The sequence below is a fragment of the Nocardia sp. NPDC001965 genome, from assembly GCF_053594175.1.
In genome coordinates, this window is sequence record NZ_JBSFDZ010000014.1 from 120775 (window position 1) to 138785 (window position 18011).

The window sequence follows — 18011 nt, forward strand, 5'->3', positions numbered from 1 at the left end:
TACCGCCGCAGATACCTACCCCCGTTGAGGTCAATTGCGGCCCTGGCCATCCAGGCCTCCTTTGTGACCTGTTGACGGCTCTGCTGCGTTGTCACTCACGGGCAGCCGCGGATTCGCGTCCGGCGTCGATGCCGGTCTGTCGATGCACCACCCGGTCGACTTGCTGCGGTCCGATCGCTGATGCCGGATTCGGCCCCGCCGATCGTATGGCAGGATCTCGGCACATGGCTCGCTCGACCACGACGATCACGATGAACGGCAATCCGGTTCAGATCAGTGATGAACAGATCTTCCTCGCCACCCGTAACCAGACCCCAGGAACGCCGCAGACCTACGCCGTGTTCGTCAACAACGCTCTCTGGCCGCCGACCCAACTCATCGGACTGGCCACGGGGGTGCCGGCAAGGTCCGGCGAGACCACCAATTACAACTCGCACGCCGCGCTGAAAGCACTGAACGAGCTGGGCTTCGCCACCTTCGAGCGCGTGGAGTACGACACGCTGGGGACCGTAGTCGTGCGCGAAAGCCGTAAGCGCACCTAGGATTCCGGCCGACACCGAGGACCACGCAGGTTGCCGTTCCGCACTGCATCCCAGCCTTCCCTGAACTGAGCAATGATGTCCACTGATCTACCGCCGTGGCACGGATTTCTGAGCCCCGTCCTCGAGGTGCTGAGCGACGGCAACCCATGGAGGCCCCAGAATCCTGAAGCTGGCCTGAGCCGCAAAGTAGCCTCGCGTGCAGGGGGATTCGTCTACTGTTGCCGGGCGTGCGTCAGGAGTGGTCGACCGAGGATTTGATCAGGTCGTGAACGCTGGTCGGGGATGACTGGCGCCGGGTGGGGAACAAGACCGGTGCGACGCGTCTCGGGTTTGGTCTGTTGCTGAAGTTTTTCGAGATCGAGGCCCGGTTTCCGAACGGGCGGGAGGAGTTGCCCGCTGTCGCGGTGGCGTATATGGCGGAGCAGGTGAAAGTCGATCCCGGGCTGCTGAGTGATTACCGCTGGTCTGGGCGCACGATCGAGTACCACCGGGCGCAGGTACGCGATGTGTTCGGGTTCCGGGAGTTCTCCCGCAGCGACGAGGACAAGCTGGCGGCGTGGCTGGCCGCCGAGATGTGCCCGGTCGAGCTGCGCGACGAGCAGCTGCGCCAGGCGCTGCTGGTGCGGTGCCGCGGTGAGCGGATCGAACCCCCGGGTCGCATTGAGCGGATCATCGGGTCGGCGCGGGCGAGCTTCGAGAAGCAGTTCTGCGAGCGGACCGTCTCACGGCTGAGTGAGCTGTCGGTCGACCGGTTGAACAGCTTGGTGGCGGTCGGTGCTGCGCCGTTGGCCGGTGGCCGGAATCTGTTGGCGGAGTTGAAGTCCGACCCGGGGAAGGTCGGTCTCGAGACGCTGTTGCGGGAGGTGGACAAGCTGGCCGCGGTGCGGGCGCTGGAACTGCCCGCGGACTTATTTGCCGATGCCAGTGACAAGCTGGTCGATGCCTGGAGGGCGCGGGCGGCACGGATGTTCGGCTCGGATCTGCGGGATATGCCGGCCCCGACCATGCTGACGCTGCTGGCGGCGTTGTGCTGGGTGCGGTCGGGAGAGATCACCGACGCGCTGGTGGATCTGCTGATCGAGCTCGTTCATAAGATCGGCACGCGGGCGGATCGGCGGGTGGAGAAGGAGCTGACCGAGGACCTGCGCCGGGTGCGTGGCAAGGAGAACATCTTGTTCCGCCTCGCCGAAGCGGCTGTGGACCATCCCGACGACATCGTGCGCGAGGCCCTGTACCCGGTGGTGGGTGAGAAGACGCTGCGGGAGCTGGTGAAGGAGGCGAAGGCCAACGATCAGGTGTTTCAGGCGCGGGTGCGCACGGTGCTGCGTAGCTCGTACTCCAACCACTATCGGCGGATGCTGCCAGCGCTGTTGGCGGAGCTGGATTTCCGGTGCAACAACACCGCTACCGGCCGGTGATGGTGGCGATGGAGTTGTTGCAGCGGTACGCGAGCATCGACGGCAAGGTCCGCTTCTACGATAAACACGCCCTGGCCCCGCTCGATGGTGTGGTGCCCAAGGCGTGGCGTGAGGCGGTGGTCGATGAGAAGGGCTGCGTCGAGCGTATCCCGTACGAGCTGTGTGTGCTGGTCGCGCTGCGAGATTCGATCCGCCGTCGCGAGGTCTACGTCGACGGCGGCCACCGGTGGCGTAACCCCGAAGACAATCTGCCCGGCGATTTCGACACCGCCCGCGAGGTGCACTACGCCGCGATCCGCCAGCCGCTGGATCCGACCGAATTCATCGCCGGGCTCCGCCAGCGCATGAGCGAGGCCCTGATTCGCCTCGATGTCGGTCTCGCCGAGGACACTACGGGCGGTGTCCGGTTGACGCGGCGGCGTGGTGAGCAGTGGATCAGTGTGCCGAAGCTGGAGAAGCAGCCGGAGCCGGGGAATCTGGAGAAGATCAAGGCCGAGGTCGCACGCCGCTGGGCACCCTGGACCTGCTGGACGTGCTCAAGGACGCCGACTTCCTCACCGACTTCACCGCCGAGTTTACCTCTGTGGCGTCCCGGGAGGTGATCGACCACGACACGCTGCGAAGACGACTCCTGCTGGATCTGTTCGCCTTGGGAACGAACATGGGAATACGGGCGATCGTCAATACCGGCGAGCATGAGGAGTCCGGGGCCGCGTTGCGGCATGTGCGCCGGCACTTCATCACCCGCGACAACCTTCGCCGCGCGGCAAGGAAGCTGGTGAATGCCACCTTCGCCGCCCGGGATCCGAACTGGTGGGGTGCGGGCACCGCCTGTGCCAGCGATTCGAAGAAGTTCGGCTCCTGGGAGTCGAACCTGATGACCCAATACCACCAGCGCTACGGCGGCCCGGGGGTGATGATCTACTGGCACGTGGAGCGCAGCCGCGTCTGCATCTACTCCCAGCTCAAATCGTGTTCGAGCTCGGAGGTGGCGGCGATGATCGAGGGCTTGCTGCGGCACTGCACCGACACCGATATCGAAGCCAACTACGTCGACACACACGGCGCGTCGGTCGTGGGGTTCGCGTTCACCGAGCTGCTGGGGTTCAAGCTGTTGCCCCGGTTGAAGAACATCGGTTCGATCCGGTTGTACCGGCCCGACGACACCACGGTGTACGGGGAGCTAGTGCCTCGTCCAGATAGGTTGTGCTGGTAATCCGGGTGTCGGGTTGATCGTGCACTCGCTGACAGCGATGCTGCGGGTGGAGGTGGTGTCGATGGCCCGGAAACCGGGAGTATTCGTGCGGGAGGTGACCCCGGACGAGGGGCGCCGGTTACAGAAGATCACCAAAACGAGCAGGCAGCCGATCAGGACCCGCCGCGCAATCGTGGTGATGGCCTCAGCACAACATCAACCGGTCCCGGCGATAGCGCGGTTGATGCAGGTCTCGGAAGCCTATGTGCGGCAAGTGATCCACGAATTCAACGAACGGGGTTTCGACGCACTGGACCCAAAATGGAGCGGGGGCAGGCCGCCGAGGGTGGATCGGGCGACGCGTGAACGCATCGCCTGCATCGCCCGGTGCTGCCCCCGCGACTTCGGCCATCCGTTCTCGACATGGAGCCTGTCGAAACTCCGAGACATGCTGGCCACCAGCAAGATCGCCGACATCAGCCGCGAAACACTACGCACGATCCTGCGGACCCAGGGCGTGTCGTGGCAGGCCACCAAGACCTGGAAAGGCGGTACCGATCCCGACTTCACTACCAAGATGAACCGCATTCTCGATCTCTACGATCACCCGCCCGCCGACGGACGGGTGATCTGTGTCGACGAGTTCGGACCGTTGAACCTGCAACCCCGGCGGGGACGCGGATGTTTCCCGGCTCGCAAGCCGAGGCGACTGCGGGCGACCTACCATCGCGACTATGGGGTGCGGCATCTGCTCGGTGCGTTGGACCTGGCCACCGGTCGTATTCACTACCGGATCCGGGACCGGAAGCGGTGGATCGAGTTCCTGGCTTTCCTGAAAACTTTGCGGGCCCGCTGGCCCGGCGAGAAGCTCTACGTCATCGCCGACAACTTCTCCCCGCACAAGCGGGCCGAGGTTCGGGACTGGGCCCGAGCCAACAATGTGGAGCTGGTGTTCTTGCCGACCTATTCGTCCTGGTTGAACTGGATCGAATCGGAGTTCGCCGCGTTGCGCTACTTCGCGTTGAACGGCACCGATCACCGCAGTCACAACGAGCAAGACGCTGCGATCGGTGCCTATATCCGCTGGCGCAACCAGCACGCTCGACCCAAACGAGAGTTCGCCGTCAACTCCACAATCCGGCATCCGGATTACCTACCCAACGTTGCTTGACGAGGCACTAGCACTGTTAATCGACCATGCCCGCAACCATCCTGACGAGAGGTAAGACGATGCCGGCCGAGCCCGACGAATGGGCCGTCCTCGACGAGCTACTCGGGCTCGAACCCGAGACCACCGATAACCACACCGACCAACGCTTCGCCTTCTACGGCCGCTGCTCCACCGAAGACCACCAAGACCCCGAAACCTCCTATCGCTGGCAGCGCGGCAATGCCGAGAAGTTCGTCGCCGAAGGCGCCATCGTGACCAGCTACTTCGACATCGGCCAGTCACGCTCCGTTCCTTGGCATCGCCGCCACGAAGCCGCCCAACTGCTCAAAGAATTGAAAAACCCGAATCGCGGCTGGTCGGCGATCGTGGTCGGTGTGAACCGTCACGGGTAAGGGACCGGCTTTGGTTTCAGACCAGCGCCGGTCGGCGTGGCAGGTTTTGAGCGTAGTACGCGGACTCGTACTCGGCCGGGGTCAGGTAGTCCAGCCGGGAATGCAGGCGTGCGTTGTTGTACCAGTCGCACCATTCCATGAGCGCGAACTCGACCTCGGTCACGGTCTTGAACGGGCCGTGCCGGTTGACGACCTCGGTTTTGAACAGGCCGATGATCGACTCGGCCAGGGCATTGTCGTAGGCATCGCCAACTGAACCAACGGAAGCCGAAAGACCCTGGATGGCAAGCGATTCAGTGAACTTCGCCGACGTGTATTGCGACCCGGCGTCCGTGTGGAATATGAGGCCGGGCTCGATCGGATGACCGTAGTGGTCGCGCCGCCAGACAGCCATATTGAGTGCCTTGGTGACCAGCGCAGTCGTCTTCGAACTCGCCGCGGTCCAGCCGACGATCGCGCGGGAGTAGGCGTCGAACACGAACGCCACATACGCCCATCCGGTCCAGGTCGAGACATAGGTGAAATCGGCGACCCACACCTGGTTCGGCGCGGCGGCGGTGAAGTCCCGGTTGAGTCTGTCACCAGCGCGTATCCCGTCTTTGCCGCGAATCGTGGTCCGATGCCTGCGGCCTCTGGCCACCCCGTTCAGACTCAGCTCCCTCATCAACCGGTCGGCCGTGCAGAATGCCACCTCATAGCCCTGGCGTCGCAGGTAGCGGGTCATTTTGCGGCGGCCGTACATCGCTTCGGGTGTGTTCTGCAGATCCCGCAGGGTGTTCTCGACCTGCGCGTCGGTGATGTCACGGTCCGAGGCCGGCCGATGGCGGGCCTTGCGGTAGGTCCTGGGCGCGATCTGCACGCCGTGCGCCGATAGTGCGCGGCAGATCGACTCGACGCCATAGACCTGGCGGTATTCGTCGATGAACCCGACGATCAGCGGTGTCGCGGGTCGAGTTCCCGCGCGAAATAACTCGAAGCCAGCTTCAGGATCTCGTTGGTTTGCTTGAGTTCCCGATTCTCTTTCCGCAGCCGCGCCAACTCGTCGCGCTCAGCCGAGGACAGACCCGGCGCTACCGAATCACCTGGCCGTGAACCTGCGGCAAGAGCTTTCTTGATCCACAACCGCAACGTCTCGTGATGAACATCGACCAGCGGCCCGATCACACGGGCAGCGGCATAGGCGGATCCGTACTCATCGAGCCGTTCCAGAGCCAGGCGAACGGCTTTCTCACGAACCTCGGGCGGGTAACGCTTCGACATGATGGTGACCATCTTCCTCTACGACGGAAGCGGCCCCCAACCCGTGACGGTTCATAGAGCTCTCGAAGTTTGAGGGCACGGTACGACCATTCAGAGTCATACTCGTCGTCATATTCGTCTTCGGTCACAGGTTTCATTCTCGACCCGCGCCTCCGCCTCCGCCGCGCTCGACGGCACGCCACCGTTCTGCCAGTTCTAGGGGGTTGAGGCTCATCCGGGAAGTCACGCTAAGCAGACAGGCTGAATCCTGCTGTTGAGCTGGTGATTTCATGCTGGCGTGATTGATACGGGTGTGCCCGGTTACGGGCGTTTCGGTGTGTTGCCCCGGTGTCGCGGCCGCGTACCGGCTCTTGGACGAACGAGGCCTGCACCCGTACATGAATGTGTCCTGCGGTACGCACTCGATGACCGGTCCACGGTCGACCCCCTCGCCATGTGGTCCGAACCGGGCGACCTCAACGTGAGCCGCCGGGTCGACGACATCCTGGTGGACAGCGGGCGACCGCTCGACGCATTCTGGCACGAAGACACACCCTGGTTCTGGGAGCTCAACGCCTGAGGCTCCCGAACACAACGAGAACCGGCCAGCGGATAGCTGGCCGGTTCTCACGTTCCAGGATCGCACGCTGCGCAGCGGTCTGGTGCGGACCGCTGCGGGCCGAGGACTATTCCTGAGTCAGAGTCAGGGTCCGGTTCTCGGTGGTGTCCTCGTGGATCTCGACCTGGCTCATGTCCTCGGCGTCAGGCGGCAGGTAGGCGAACGCTGCGGTGATCTCGACCGCACGGTCATCGTAGTAATACGTCATGAGTTCAGCGCCGTCGCCGTCGTGAGCATCTGCGAGATTCGGGCCCTCGCCGTAGTCGAAGCCCAATGGCACCCTGACCTTCGTCTGCCGAGATTCGCCGTCACAGATCACCCGATCCAGCCCCTCGTCTTTCATACGGACGGGTTGGCCTTCCGGGCTTTTTAACCGTTCGGACTCGACCTTGACCCACAGGGCGTTGGCCTGGCCGGGTTCGCAGACGTAGGTGATCTCGGCGACGACCCACCAGCTGTAGTCGCCGTGTGCGTCTGGGAACGCTCTCCCGATCCATATGCTGGTCGTTGCGCTGGCCGGTCCGGCCACATTGACCAGTACAGCGGCGGTCAACGCGAGTATCGAAGCGAAAAGTCTTCCACGAACCACTATGTGTGCCTTTCGGTGTCGGCAGGCGGGGGGACAGATCCGTCGAGCAGACCGCAGCCTAGACCACGCCACACAGCAGTTATGCGTAAACCCTATGAATAGTCCTGTAGGGATGCTGGACACCTGAAACCCAGGCAGAACGAGAAACCGGTCTGCGGTAACTGCTCGCGTGACTTTTCTCGCGGATGTTCCCGGACCCCCTTCAAGGGCGTGAGCAACGTCGAGATGCAGATCATTCCCAAAACAGGCAAGGACGTCTCCGGCTTGTCCAAGAGCCCGGAGGAACTGGAAGTACTGTTCCAGTCCGGCACCCCGTTCGAGGTGGTGCAGCGCTTCACCGATCCAGTGACCGGACGGACCGTGATCCGTATGGTCGAGCAATAGGAGGTATCGCAAATGGCCGAACCGCATCGCCGGAAAGATATTCCGGAGCAGGGAAGAAGTGATCGCGTCCGGCGGGCGACCGCTGAGCGAGGAGGAACGAGACGCCGCCATAGCTCAGTTCGAGGACTGGGACAAAAACGTTCGCTCCAAAGCCTGCCCCGGCCCCGCCGCGGTCGGGGGGAAGTTTTCCGATGACCTTGCCGGAACCGAGTACGACCCCGACGCCCCGGCATTCCCGACCACATGCGCAAAGACCCCGGCCAGTAAGGGCCGCCTCCCTCATACCCAGCTCAGACACTCCCGGCCGAAGAAGCAGCCGGGAGTCCGTCTATCTGGGGTGTACCCCAGATAGACAAGGTTGGCGACTGCCGGCGACCGAGCGTCGCCACAAGTCATGTGCGGCCGCCTAGCGCATGCCCGCAGGTCTGAATCATCGGTGTTATGGGTCACTGCGCGCCGGGGCTACCGACCGAGCGCATCACCAGGTCGAATCGGCGGATGTCGTCGTTGTCGTACCAGCCATCCGGTCGGCGGGTAGACGATGTTTCCAGCTCCGTCGTACAGGTGATCAACCACGGAAGCCGTTGTGAAAGACAGTGATCAACGCCTCTGGTCGTATCGACTTCGGTCGGTCGCTGACCTGCCCATCGCCGAGTTCTACCAACCGCCATACTCCATCAGCACGTAGAGCGAAGTCAGCTGTTACGAACGGGAGACCAAGACCAGCGATGGCATGCCCGACCACGATCGGATCGAGTTCAGTAGCGGGCATGTCCTCCGGGGTGTCGGGGTGCGGTCCGATCAACTGACACCTGCCATCGACCCACCAGGTACGAACCTCGGCCGAGAGGAAGTTCTCGAATCGGCGGACAACGAATCCGCCGGTCATGTCTTCTCCGCGGAGCTCTTGGAATCTGTTCGCCACACGCCAAGCACCGTCTGCGTCGTCCACCTCGGGAATGAACGCCGCCTCGTGCCAGTAATGCTTCATCGACTTGGTGTAGTCACGGAGCACGGCAGGACCGGATCTCAGTTCTCCCAGCGCACGGTCGAATGCGGTGCGATCGTTCCCGGTGGTCCATGCCGACCGAGGTGTCAGGTCGGAGAGCTCGCGGTACCAGCGAGGGAGCTCATGGGCGTGCCGGTACTGCTCGGCGCTGGTTCGCAGCGTGACGTTTCGACGTCGCAATGCTTGATCGAATGCCGCGTAATGGTCGCTGCGCAACATCCAGCCGCGGTAAACCGCCTCACCTCGTGCTCGAACGCGGCGAACAGCTTCGTCCGCATCGTCCGGACAGGCCAGCGCATCATGGTCGACCAAAGCCACATCCATACCCGCAGCGCGGGCGGCATCCGCCTCAGCGGCGAAATGCTCATCGACACGGGACGCGTGTATCACGTCGGCTGGCACGAGGAGTATCACAGAACGTAGCCTCCCACCCGCCCAGCCCACCGCCAACCGGTTTCCGCATTCGGCGTACCCCGCGAAAATATCTGGAGCTTCGACAGCCTCCCGCGGTGGCATTCCGACGCTTTCGGCTCCTTCACGCTGCACAAACGCCTACTGTCCTACCTCCGGTGAGGGTCACTGAGACCTTGGCACGCCTACGACCAATAAGCTCGGTGAGTGTTTTGGGGAGGATCCAGAAGGGGTGGCGAGCTTGTCGTAACTGGCTGATCGACCAAGATCCAACTGAATAGGTTGCCGCGTCGGCTGTGGCCTTCCTCTCGCTAATCGAGGAAGTAGGCGTCGACTTTCTCGTCGGAATCCAGGATTTCGTCCGAAGCCACGCCGAGTTCCACCGCTAGCTCTACCGATCCGACGAGTGCGACCTGCACGTCAGGTGAGAAGGCTCGTTCGAGCAGCCCGAGATAGTCCGACATGCTCTGGTCCAGCTTTTCCAGTGTGGCCTGGTACTCCGCGGCGAGTTGCTCGTCGAGCGTGCGCTGCTCGTCGAGATAACGCTCGATCAGCGCCGCTTCTCGCTTCGTCAACGACGATGCGACGGCCTTGTACATCACAGTGCCGACCGTGGTGCCGATGACAGCGCCGAGGATCGGGATGGGGATGGTCGCCTGGCCGACGAAAGAGGACAGCGCGCGTACTGCGGCCTCCAAGGCGATGATCTCGGAGTTCTCGATGAACTCGAGTTCGTCGATCTCACCCCGGCGCAGCTTGTTCGCTTGTTCTGCGATGCTGAAGGATGTGGTGACGATCGAGCTGGCGACGGCTGCGGAGGTCGCGGTGAAATTCGTGAGCGCGTAGATGCTCAGTCCTCGGACGCCGCCCTTGCCGAAACCTGAGCCGGTCTCGCCTGCGAGGTCGATCCATTCGTGCCTGCTGAACTCATTGAGCCGCTTTCCTTCTCGACGTTTGGCGACCACGGCCAGTACGAACGCTGTCCCGCCCGCGGTCGCGGCGGCGGTGAGTGCGGCCGTGCCTCCTCCTCGCAGCGTCGGCCGGCTGCGCTGGTAGGCATCGTCGCGCAGAGACCGGTCCGTGGCGCGAAGCAGGTCCTTTTCGGCCGCCATGGTCGAGGTGTAGGCGTCGCGCTGCACTTCGTTGTATTCGAGCGTCGAGGGTTCGAGCGATTCGAAGCCGACCGATCTGTCTTGGAAGAACGCCTGGACCCGCTGCCATTCTCTGAGGGAAGGTCCGTCGTCGCTGCGTGACAGTAGCTTGCTCGCTTCCTCGGGCGACAGGGCATGTAGCCGTTGGATCATCTCGAAGTGGTCACGGGGGATCTGGTATTTACCGCCGTTGCGCACGTATTCGGGATACTTCTGGAGGTGCCCGGTGATCGCGCCCAGTGAGAAGCGGCCACCCGCTGCGACGAACTTCTGCTGGATCTCGACACTTCCGCGCATCAGGTCGACGGGTCCGTTGTCGTTGACCCACTGGTAGTCGGCCTCGTGGCCGAGGATCTGCTTTCGGGCGTTGCCGATCCCGACCTCGGCGATCTCGGCGATGAAGCCGTGCATGCCATGCTGTCCGCCGCGGTTGGCGGCGACCACCTCGAGGTCGATCTTCCTGACGGCTTCATCGACACTGGTGAGCGCGTCCCGAAGGTGTTCGTCCTGCTGGCTGAGCGCGCTCAAAAGGTTGTCTATGCGGAGCTGGTTGAGATAGCTCACCCAGGAAGCAACTGCCTGCTCATGGGTGCTCGTGACGAGCTCGGCAGCGTCACTCACCAGCGGCATCCTGTTCGACGCGCATGCCCAGCATGGTCGCGCACGACTTCGTGTTGTTCACCAACGTAGCGAGCGCCGACCGCTCGGCAGGGGCGAGCGCGTGGAAATCGGCGCGGAAGTACACCAAGGCTTCGCCGTAACTCTTCACCAGCCCTTCGCGGAGCAAGGTCGTCCGCTGGAGAAGGTCGTCGATCTGAGCATTCATGCCTTCGACGAGGGCGGTGTTGTGCCTTATCGCAGTCAGCGCTTCGTGCTTCGCCTCTCGATTCTCGAACTTCTTCTTCGCGAACAGGGCGATCGACGCGAGTAGGGTTGCGCCCGCGATTGTCCAGCCGATCGGGCCGGCAAGCGCGAGCAGTGTGGTGCCTGCCGCAGTGCCGCCGCCGCCGACAGCCAGCGCGCCGCCACCGAGCCACGCCAGTGCTGCCTGGCTGGCTGCCGCCCCGGAAAGAGTCGAGATCGCGCTGCCGGTCGACGCTGTCCCGAAGGTGGTGGCGACCCACATCGCCGCCGACGGTGCCAGGCCCGCTACCGCGGTACCCGCCGCGAACCCGGCGCCGGCGCCGGCAGCCGACAACCGTGCTGCTTCCAGCTCTTTCCGAGCGAAATCCTCCGCATTCAAAAACCGTTTCCGATGTGCCTCGATCTCGTCGAAGTCGGTATCGAATGATTTCGGGGTGTTCGCGATGCTGTTCACCAACTGCTCGACCAGCTCGATCAGGTCCGTCGAACGTTCGCGCTGACGCAACAGAGACTGGCCCCTGTCGGCCATCGCCGTGAAGACGCTGTTGTATTCCGCTACGGCCACTTCGTAGGGGTCCGGCCCTTTCACAGTCAGCTTCTCGACCCTGCCTCTCGCAGCGTCCTTGACGTTGCTGACCCGCCCGGCGAACTGCGATGAAGCGGCTCGCGCCGCCTTGCCGATACCGTCGACGGTCCTGCCGATGCCCTCCTCGGCATTGTCTACGTCGAGCTGTTCTACCATCCCACCCTCCAACACCATTGCGCCTCAACTACATAACGGAGGACATCGACGACATGTATGGCGCCGCGGTGTCCAAACAGACGATTTTCACTATCAACAACAAGATGATCGACGAAATGGCCGAGTGGCAGAACGACCGCTGGACTCGGTGTATCCGGTGATCTCCTGGATGCCATCCACGCGGGCCGTCGACGATTACTCCCCACACACATCGACTCCATACGACCGGGCGAGCTCGGCGAGTCCGGACGGGTAGCCTTGGCCGACCACCCGCAGTCGCCAGGCTTCGCCGCGCCGATACACCTCCACGAGTATCAGAGCGCGTTCCTCAGTCGCGGCGTCCAGCGTGGCACGTGCGAAAACGCCTGATTCGCTGCCCGCGGTGACCTCGATCTCGATCGCACCCACCGTCCCGAAAGTGATACTGTCGCCGTCGATCGCTGCAGCGACTACGACCCGTGCGCACTGTTGCGGAAGCTGTTCGACGGAGAGTTCGACGGTTTGTTCGCTGGGTCCGTCGGCGGTCAGCCAGGCGCCGTCACCTGTCGGCTGGTTGTAGAAGACAAAATCGGGGTCGTGGCGTACTTTTTCGCCGCTGTCGAGAAGAAACCCCACGACGTCGACTTCATACGATTCATCCTGCGTCCACGACACACGCACAGACCACTCCGTGCCTATTGCCTCGATGGGCAGATCCATCACCTGACCACGACACATGATGTGTGGTTCCACGATCTCCCGGGCATCCGCTCCACGCGGGGAGGCTGGGCTGGCACTGTCCAACAGTTCGGTTCCGTGGACCGGAAGGCCCCGGGCTACCGCTCGGCCCAGTCGCGGGTCGTTCTGCGCACCCTCCAGCGCGAGAACGTCGGAGACACTCGCCGACATATTGACCGCCACGGAGCCGCCGAGATCGGTGATCCTGTTCCGTGCGCCGACAGCAGCATCGTGCGGACCGCCGAGTACCAGAACTCGTCGCCCGGCCAACAGCCCGGCAGTCTCCGTTCGTGCACGCGGACCGCTTCCTATCTCTCCGGGCTGCGAGGACATATTCTTGGGAGTTCCCGGCTGGATTCGTTCGAGAAGCATCAGAAATGTTTGTTCGGTCATGATGGGTGTCTCGTGAGCACGCGCGGCGCGCGCTTTGCCGGTGAGCGATTCCTGCGTGTTGGTCACCAGGGCGCTCGTGCGTCCGCTGACGGCCCGGGTCACATCCAGCCCCGCCGCTACGGCTCGGGATATCAGCTGCGCACGATCGACGCGCGTGTCGCCGGTGAAGGCGACCTTCATACCCTGAACCAGCACACCACCGTCGGTGAAGCGACCGGGATACTCGAACTCGCAGATGGTCTTCGGCGGGGTGCTCGGCCACGCCGAGCGCCTCCTTGCACCAGGACGGTCGGGCGGGCAGGTCAGCATCGGTAGCGCGATACCGAGATGAGCGGCATCCGTGACCAAGGACCGTAGTACCGCCGCGAGAACCCGCGCGTCGTCGAGTGCGTCATGCGCGCGCTGCTGCCGGATGCCGTAGTAGGTCGCGAGCGTGGCCAATCGACAATCCGGCACCGGAGGCGCGACGCGACGAGCGAGCGCCAGGGTGCACAACCGGTTACCGACAGGCAGGCTCGCTCCGATCCTGCCGAACTCGCCCGCGAGGAAGCCATAGTCGAAACCCGCATTGTGCGCGACCATGACCCGGCCAGCCAACAACTGAGTCAGCTCGGCCTCGATGTTCTCGAACCGTGGGGCCCCACTCAAGAGTTCACGCGTCAGACCGTGGATGTGGACCGGACCGGGATCACACCCCGGATCGACAAGCGTATGAAACTCCCTGACAACGACGCCGTCACCGTCCAAGGCAAGCGCAGCGACCGACAACACCCGGTGATCGGCGGCGCTCAGCCCCGAGGTCTCGACATCGACAACAGTGAACGAGCCGAGCCCGGGACCCGAAGACGCTGCCGACACTACCGAATCTGGTTGCATGCCAATCCAATCGTCAGTGAGCCACCGAACGTTGCGGATCAATGTGACTGATTTCGGGCACCGATTCGGGTCCACAGGCCGACGGAAGGATGCAGCGTGACCTCAGATAGGTAGGGGCCCTCCTCCCCCAGGCGAACTCGCAGTCCCTGGTGCCCGAGGATCGCGATGCCGGCCAATCGGACCAGCCGCTCCGGGCCGAGGAGTCTCATTCCTGGGAATCGAGTGAACAACACGGTCAGCGCATTGGAAGCTTCAGCTCGAACAGTCGCGAATCGCGGCGTCCGTAATCCGCACCCGTTGGGCCGCTCACGACATGCGCATCACCGCAACGGCATCAAAACCGAGAAGATGTCCGGTGCGTAGTAGGGGCTTGGCGGGATATCTTGCCCGTCGCGTGAGACCGAGTACGCCTTTGTGCCCGTTCTTCTCTCAGGAGCCGATGAGGTGGGGATGGGGCCCGCTGCGATAGCCTGCGCGGTCATCAAGGACACAACACACAGCGGCGACGGTATCCCGACGGAGAACACAGGGCGTCTCCTCTGGTCTGGCATGAGGGACATTTCGCGATCCAGCAACTGACGTCTTGATGTCGAAACTCATCGCGACTCACGCGGGAAACAACCCAGCCCAAATTTCCTGCTCTCGCCGGGCCGGGCCCGGCCAGACTCCGGTGATCGGGGAGCTTGGCGGCCACTGGGCGGGCTCGCCCGTGAAGTGCGCGACAGCGAAGACCACTTCGGTGATGGTGGCAAGTGGTGTAGATACCAGTGCAACGACACGGTTCCAGGGCAGAAATGCCACGGAAAAGTGTCCGGAGAGGACATGAACCCTCGCCCACCAACCGGACCTGCAGATATGCCATGAAGGTAGTTATGGAGCCTGAACATAATCGCAGGTCAGGGGACCGAAAAGGTGTCCGGAGGGGGATACAGCGGCTATCCACAGCGATCGACCTGCGGAAACACTGACAACCCGCTGGAAACCTTGCACTGGATCGAACCGCGACCATCTGAGCAAGGCCCAGTGGAGGAACTCGACATGGGGCGCGGCTCCGTCAGGCATCCCACCGTCCAGTCCCACACTAAATACCTGGATACCGCTGGCCTGAATTCAATTTGATGACCGTTCGCAACGGAGCACTTTCGCATACCGGCGCGGAACGACTAGTCCTCGTTGCCGAGTTCCGAGTACTTGACCGCACGGCCGTAGACTTGCTGGATCGGGTAGCGCTCGGCATTCGTCAACAGCTTCGCCTCGACCGCGGCAGCGAGGTCGATTTGTAGCACATCAGCGAGTCGTAGCAGGTAGATGAGGACGTCGGCGACCTCCTCCTCGACTCGAAGGCGTCGAGACGCGTCGCCCATGAGCGCTCGGCTCTGGTCGTCGGTCAACCACTGGAAGAGTTCGGCCAGCTCTCCGACCTCACCGGTCAGGGCCATGATGAGGTTCTTGGGGGTATGGAAAACACCCCATCCTCTTTCCGACACGAAGTCGGCAACCATCCGCTGCAGTCTCTCGATCGCCATTCGCTGGTTGTAGCAGGTGGCACTCGATACCCACCGCGGAGACCACATACCGACGAATTCCGCGAAGACCGACATCGGGCCCCGATCTGGACAGAGCGCACTGCTTGGCCCTTGCCGAGCCCCAATTGCAGCGCGCTAGCATCTTGATTATCTCAGACCAGCGGAGCTCGGATCATGGGTGTCGCTGGCATGCAGAAGGTTTGGGAGAGTGGGGGCAAGGTGAAGCTCAGATCGTTCCGGTCGACCGCGCGCGAAGTGTTGGCTCTGTCTCGGAAGGGAGAGCTCGCCGCAACAATCACCGAGAAAGCAGGGAAGAAGGGCAGCCCGCCGGAACGCCGGTCCTGGGAGAACAGCCTTCCGGCCCTCGCCAAACTCCTCGTCCGAGCGGGACTGAACGAGATCGACATGCTCATCGAGTGCTCACTCCCCGGCTCGAGCCAGCGTATCGATGTACTGCTCGCCGGCGTTCATCCCACGACCGGAGCCGACAGCTATGTCGTGGTGGAGCTGAAACAGTGGACCCACGCCGAACTGGGGTGGAGCAGTGACCGGATCGTATGGACGCTACACACACGCGGGGACCAGCTCCATCCCATCGAGCAAGTACGCGGCTACTGCAAATACCTTCGCCGTGACGTCGCTGTCCTGCACGATCGCCCTGCAGCCCTGCACGGGGTCGCGTATCTACACAACGCCGAAAAGCGATTCGTCGAACCGCTATTCCAGCTCGATCCCGATCAGCTCGGCAGCCTGTACACAGGCGACCAACACGACGAGTTTGTGGACTACCTCCGTGCACGGCTCGCGACAACCCCGGACAGCTCTCCCGGCGACCGGTTACTCGACAGCGAAATCCGCACCAGAACAACACTCCTCAACTCGAAGACCGCAGACCTGCGCATTGCCGATGAGCAGCTGGTCAACAACCAGCGCCTGGCCTTCGAGGCCGTAATGAACCGGATAGCGCACTCACGCAAGGGAAAGCAGAAAAGCATCGTGCTCGTCACCGGCGGGCCCGGCAGCGGCAAGACCCTGATAGCCATGGCGCTGTTGCAGCGACTCCGGGCAGACGGCCGGCAGGTTCGGTATGCCACAGGATCCGAAGCCATCACGAAGACGATGCGACGAATCTACGGCAAACAAGAGCCTGAACTAAAGAAACTGATCACCTACTATAAGAACCTGACAACAGAGCAGGATGAATGGTTGGACGTAGTCATCTGCGATGAAGCGCACCGGATCCGGCGAGTATCCACCGACCGCTACACCCGCAGTGCACTCAGAACCAAGCGGCCCCAGGTCGACGAACTCATTGAAGCCGCACAGGTGCCGGTCTTCCTCCTGGACGAGAACCAAGTTGTCCGCCCGGACGAGGTCGGGACTATCGACCACATCCGAGATCACGCTGCCCGAGCTGGACTGCCAGTCTTTCAAATCAATCTCGACGGTCAATTCCGCTGCGGCGGTAGTGCGGCATACGACGAGTGGGTGCTGAACCTGCTGGGTCTGCGGGCATTCGGCCCGATGCCGTGGAAGGATGAAGAGGACTTTACAGTCCGCGTGGCAGATTCGCCGCAGCATATGGAGGACTTCCTACGTTCGAAGATCACCTCGTCGGTCACGGCGAGGATCACCGCCGGCTACTGCTGGGATTGGACCCCCGAGCCGGAGAGCGACGGATCGCTCGCACATGACATCCAGATCGACGGATGGTCCAAGCCATGGAACTACGCAAGCAAGAATGTCGGTGGGCCGAACGATCCGCCTCCGAGTTGGTTATGGGCCCATGACCCCCGCGGATTCGATCAGGTCGGGTGCATCTACACGGCTCAGGGCTTCGAGTTCGATTGGGCAGGTGTAATACTCGGGCCCGAAATCGGAGTAGAAGACCGAAACCTCGTAGTCCGGCGAGGCGCCAACAAGGACAAGAAGCTCCGGAGCAAACAGCTCTTCGACGAGGACTTCGACATCCTCATCCGCAATACGTACAAGGTGCTCCTGACCCGCGGCATGAGGGGGGTCGTTCTCTACGCCGTCGACCCTGCCACCCAACAGTTCATCTCAGGCCTGGCTGAGTCACTCCCATGAGGCAAGTACTACGCGTTCTTCTCATCGTCGCTACGTCCAACGCAAGCCCCTGGGCGAGCCCAGCAAAGACCAATCCGCGCTGAGGTTGAACCGTGGCGCCGCCAACGAGAGATTCACGATTGCAATCGACTCATGATATGGACGGATGAGCGGGCTAGTATCACCGACCGGTTGAGCCGCGGAGAGCACGTCAAGCGTTCATAATCATCTGATGGATAGTGCTCCAAGCGAGCTGGACAGCGGGGAGAAGGGCATTGACGAGACGATGGCGCGCGTCAGGCCATTGCCATGGAGATCACGGCTCTCGGCTATGCCGTACTTACCGGGCGGCGGTGCAAGGCAGATCGTTATTCTGCGTGAGCTCCTGCAGATTGTCCTCACAAACGATGGGCTGTTGACAACCACGATCAGCGACGCAAGCGGCCAGGAGCGCTCTCTTCGTGACGCGTTGAAGCCGCTATCGTCGGCTGGGTTCGTACAACCAGTCGACCGTGCGCACGTTACGGTGACTGACGAAGCACTGAGGTGGTTGGAGTCAAGCGATGACGCAGCGCTTTTGGCGATATTCCACCGCCACGTCAGATATGTAGGCGAGTTACTGGACACCCTTAGAACAGGGCCACTCTCGGTACGCGACCTCATGGAGACAGCGTCCACCCGGTATGATCTCAGTTGGACCACACTT

At 62.6% G+C, this 18011-nt stretch carries 15 protein-coding genes, 1 pseudogene and 1 other annotated feature; of the genes and pseudogenes, 9 read left to right on the forward strand and 7 right to left on the reverse strand.

Features of this window, described 5'->3' with window-relative positions:
• Positions 1-224 precede the first annotated feature (224 nt).
• The 6 genes and pseudogenes from ACWCPQ_RS20805 (at position 225) to ACWCPQ_RS20830 (ending at position 4718) form a co-directional block, all read left to right on the forward strand.
• Entirely contained in the window at positions 225-542 is a 318-nt protein-coding gene (locus tag ACWCPQ_RS20805; RefSeq protein WP_449901196.1) for a hypothetical protein, read from the forward strand.
• Between the two features lie 296 nt (positions 543-838).
• On the forward strand, positions 839-1960 hold the full coding sequence (locus ACWCPQ_RS20810) for a DUF4158 domain-containing protein (protein ID WP_449901198.1): 1122 nt from the start codon (positions 839-841) through the stop codon (positions 1958-1960).
• On the forward strand, positions 1960-2562 hold the full coding sequence (locus ACWCPQ_RS20815; protein WP_449901200.1) for a hypothetical protein: 603 nt from the start codon (positions 1960-1962) through the stop codon (positions 2560-2562). Before ACWCPQ_RS20810 ends, ACWCPQ_RS20815 begins: the two co-directional genes overlap by 1 nt.
• Positions 2544-3152 (forward strand): annotated as a pseudogene (locus ACWCPQ_RS20820) (Tn3 family transposase); the annotation flags it as partial. The gene ACWCPQ_RS20815 and the pseudogene ACWCPQ_RS20820, both read left to right, overlap by 19 nt.
• A gap of 43 nt (positions 3153-3195) precedes the next feature.
• Positions 3196-4326 carry an IS630 family transposase gene (locus tag ACWCPQ_RS20825; protein WP_449901202.1) on the forward strand — a complete coding sequence of 377 codons (1131 nt, stop codon included), beginning with the start codon at positions 3196-3198 and terminating at the stop codon, positions 4324-4326.
• Positions 4327-4385: 59 nt separating this feature from the next.
• Positions 4386-4718, forward strand: a complete 333-nt coding sequence (locus ACWCPQ_RS20830) for a hypothetical protein (RefSeq protein WP_449901204.1) — start codon at positions 4386-4388, stop codon at positions 4716-4718.
• 16 nt (positions 4719-4734) lie between these two features.
• Here ACWCPQ_RS20830 and ACWCPQ_RS20835 read toward each other — a convergent pair.
• A protein-coding gene (locus tag ACWCPQ_RS20835; RefSeq protein WP_449901205.1) for an IS3 family transposase occupies positions 4735-5978 on the reverse strand; the annotation gives its coding sequence in 2 pieces (ribosomal slippage) (positions 4735-5684 and positions 5684-5978; 1245 coding nt in all).
• Positions 5563-5691, reverse strand: a sequence feature (AL1L pseudoknot). It overlaps the preceding gene by 129 nt.
• A gap of 433 nt (positions 5979-6411) precedes the next feature.
• Between ACWCPQ_RS20835 and ACWCPQ_RS20840 the strand changes: the two genes are divergently transcribed.
• The gene (locus ACWCPQ_RS20840) at positions 6412-6537 is read left to right on the forward strand and encodes a hypothetical protein (protein WP_449901207.1); all 126 of its coding nucleotides are present in this window, start codon (positions 6412-6414) and stop codon (positions 6535-6537) included.
• A gap of 106 nt (positions 6538-6643) precedes the next feature.
• On the opposite strand, the gene ACWCPQ_RS20845 is transcribed toward ACWCPQ_RS20840, so the two are convergent.
• Positions 6644-7129, reverse strand: a complete 486-nt coding sequence (locus ACWCPQ_RS20845) for a hypothetical protein (RefSeq protein ID WP_449901210.1) — start codon at positions 7127-7129, stop codon at positions 6644-6646.
• Between the two features lie 246 nt (positions 7130-7375).
• Here ACWCPQ_RS20845 and ACWCPQ_RS20850 point away from each other — a divergent pair, with 246 nt between their 5' ends.
• Positions 7376-7549, forward strand: coding sequence for a hypothetical protein (locus tag ACWCPQ_RS20850; RefSeq protein WP_157120552.1), 174 nt, complete (start codon positions 7376-7378; stop codon positions 7547-7549).
• A gap of 568 nt (positions 7550-8117) precedes the next feature.
• Here ACWCPQ_RS20850 and ACWCPQ_RS20855 read toward each other — a convergent pair.
• The 5 genes from ACWCPQ_RS20855 to ACWCPQ_RS20875 all read right to left on the reverse strand — a co-directional run bounded on the left by ACWCPQ_RS20855 (position 8118) and on the right by ACWCPQ_RS20875 (position 15238).
• Positions 8118-8960, reverse strand: coding sequence for an ATP-grasp domain-containing protein (locus ACWCPQ_RS20855; protein WP_449901212.1), 843 nt, complete (start codon positions 8958-8960; stop codon positions 8118-8120).
• A gap of 320 nt (positions 8961-9280) precedes the next feature.
• On the reverse strand, positions 9281-10741 hold the full coding sequence (locus ACWCPQ_RS20860; RefSeq protein WP_449901214.1) for a hypothetical protein: 1461 nt from the start codon (positions 10739-10741) through the stop codon (positions 9281-9283).
• On the reverse strand, positions 10734-11726 hold the full coding sequence (locus tag ACWCPQ_RS20865) for a hypothetical protein (RefSeq protein ID WP_449901216.1): 993 nt from the start codon (positions 11724-11726) through the stop codon (positions 10734-10736). Before ACWCPQ_RS20865 ends, ACWCPQ_RS20860 begins: the two co-directional genes overlap by 8 nt.
• 195 nt (positions 11727-11921) lie before the next feature.
• Positions 11922-13712, reverse strand: coding sequence for a TerD family protein (locus tag ACWCPQ_RS20870; protein ID WP_449901218.1), 1791 nt, complete (start codon positions 13710-13712; stop codon positions 11922-11924).
• Between the two features lie 1163 nt (positions 13713-14875).
• Positions 14876-15238 carry a nucleotide pyrophosphohydrolase gene (locus ACWCPQ_RS20875; protein ID WP_449901220.1) on the reverse strand — a complete coding sequence of 121 codons (363 nt, stop codon included), beginning with the start codon at positions 15236-15238 and terminating at the stop codon, positions 14876-14878.
• A gap of 174 nt (positions 15239-15412) precedes the next feature.
• Between ACWCPQ_RS20875 and ACWCPQ_RS20880 the strand changes: the two genes are divergently transcribed.
• On the forward strand, positions 15413-17326 hold the full coding sequence (locus ACWCPQ_RS20880) for a DNA/RNA helicase domain-containing protein (protein WP_449901223.1): 1914 nt from the start codon (positions 15413-15415) through the stop codon (positions 17324-17326).
• Positions 17327-18011: the final 685 nt, after the last annotated feature.

What these genes read in the sequence shown, in the direction of transcription:
- ACWCPQ_RS20805 (WP_449901196.1), top strand. Translation starts at nt 225, where the DNA reads ATGGCTCGCTCGACCACGACGATCACGATGAACGGCAATCCGGTTCAG.
- ACWCPQ_RS20815 (WP_449901200.1), top strand. Translation starts at nt 1,960, where the DNA reads ATGGTGGCGATGGAGTTGTTGCAGCGGTACGCGAGCATCGACGGCAAG.
- ACWCPQ_RS20830 (WP_449901204.1), top strand. Translation starts at nt 4,386, where the DNA reads ATGCCGGCCGAGCCCGACGAATGGGCCGTCCTCGACGAGCTACTCGGG.
- ACWCPQ_RS20840 (WP_449901207.1), top strand. Translation starts at nt 6,412, where the DNA reads ATGTGGTCCGAACCGGGCGACCTCAACGTGAGCCGCCGGGTCGACGAC.
- ACWCPQ_RS20865 (WP_449901216.1), bottom strand. Translation starts at nt 11,726, where the DNA reads ATGGTAGAACAGCTCGACGTAGACAATGCCGAGGAGGGCATCGGCAGG.
- ACWCPQ_RS20870 (WP_449901218.1), bottom strand. Translation starts at nt 13,712, where the DNA reads ATGCAACCAGATTCGGTAGTGTCGGCAGCGTCTTCGGGTCCCGGGCTC.
- ACWCPQ_RS20875 (WP_449901220.1), bottom strand. Translation starts at nt 15,238, where the DNA reads ATGGCGATCGAGAGACTGCAGCGGATGGTTGCCGACTTCGTGTCGGAA.
- ACWCPQ_RS20880 (WP_449901223.1), top strand. Translation starts at nt 15,413, where the DNA reads ATGGGTGTCGCTGGCATGCAGAAGGTTTGGGAGAGTGGGGGCAAGGTG.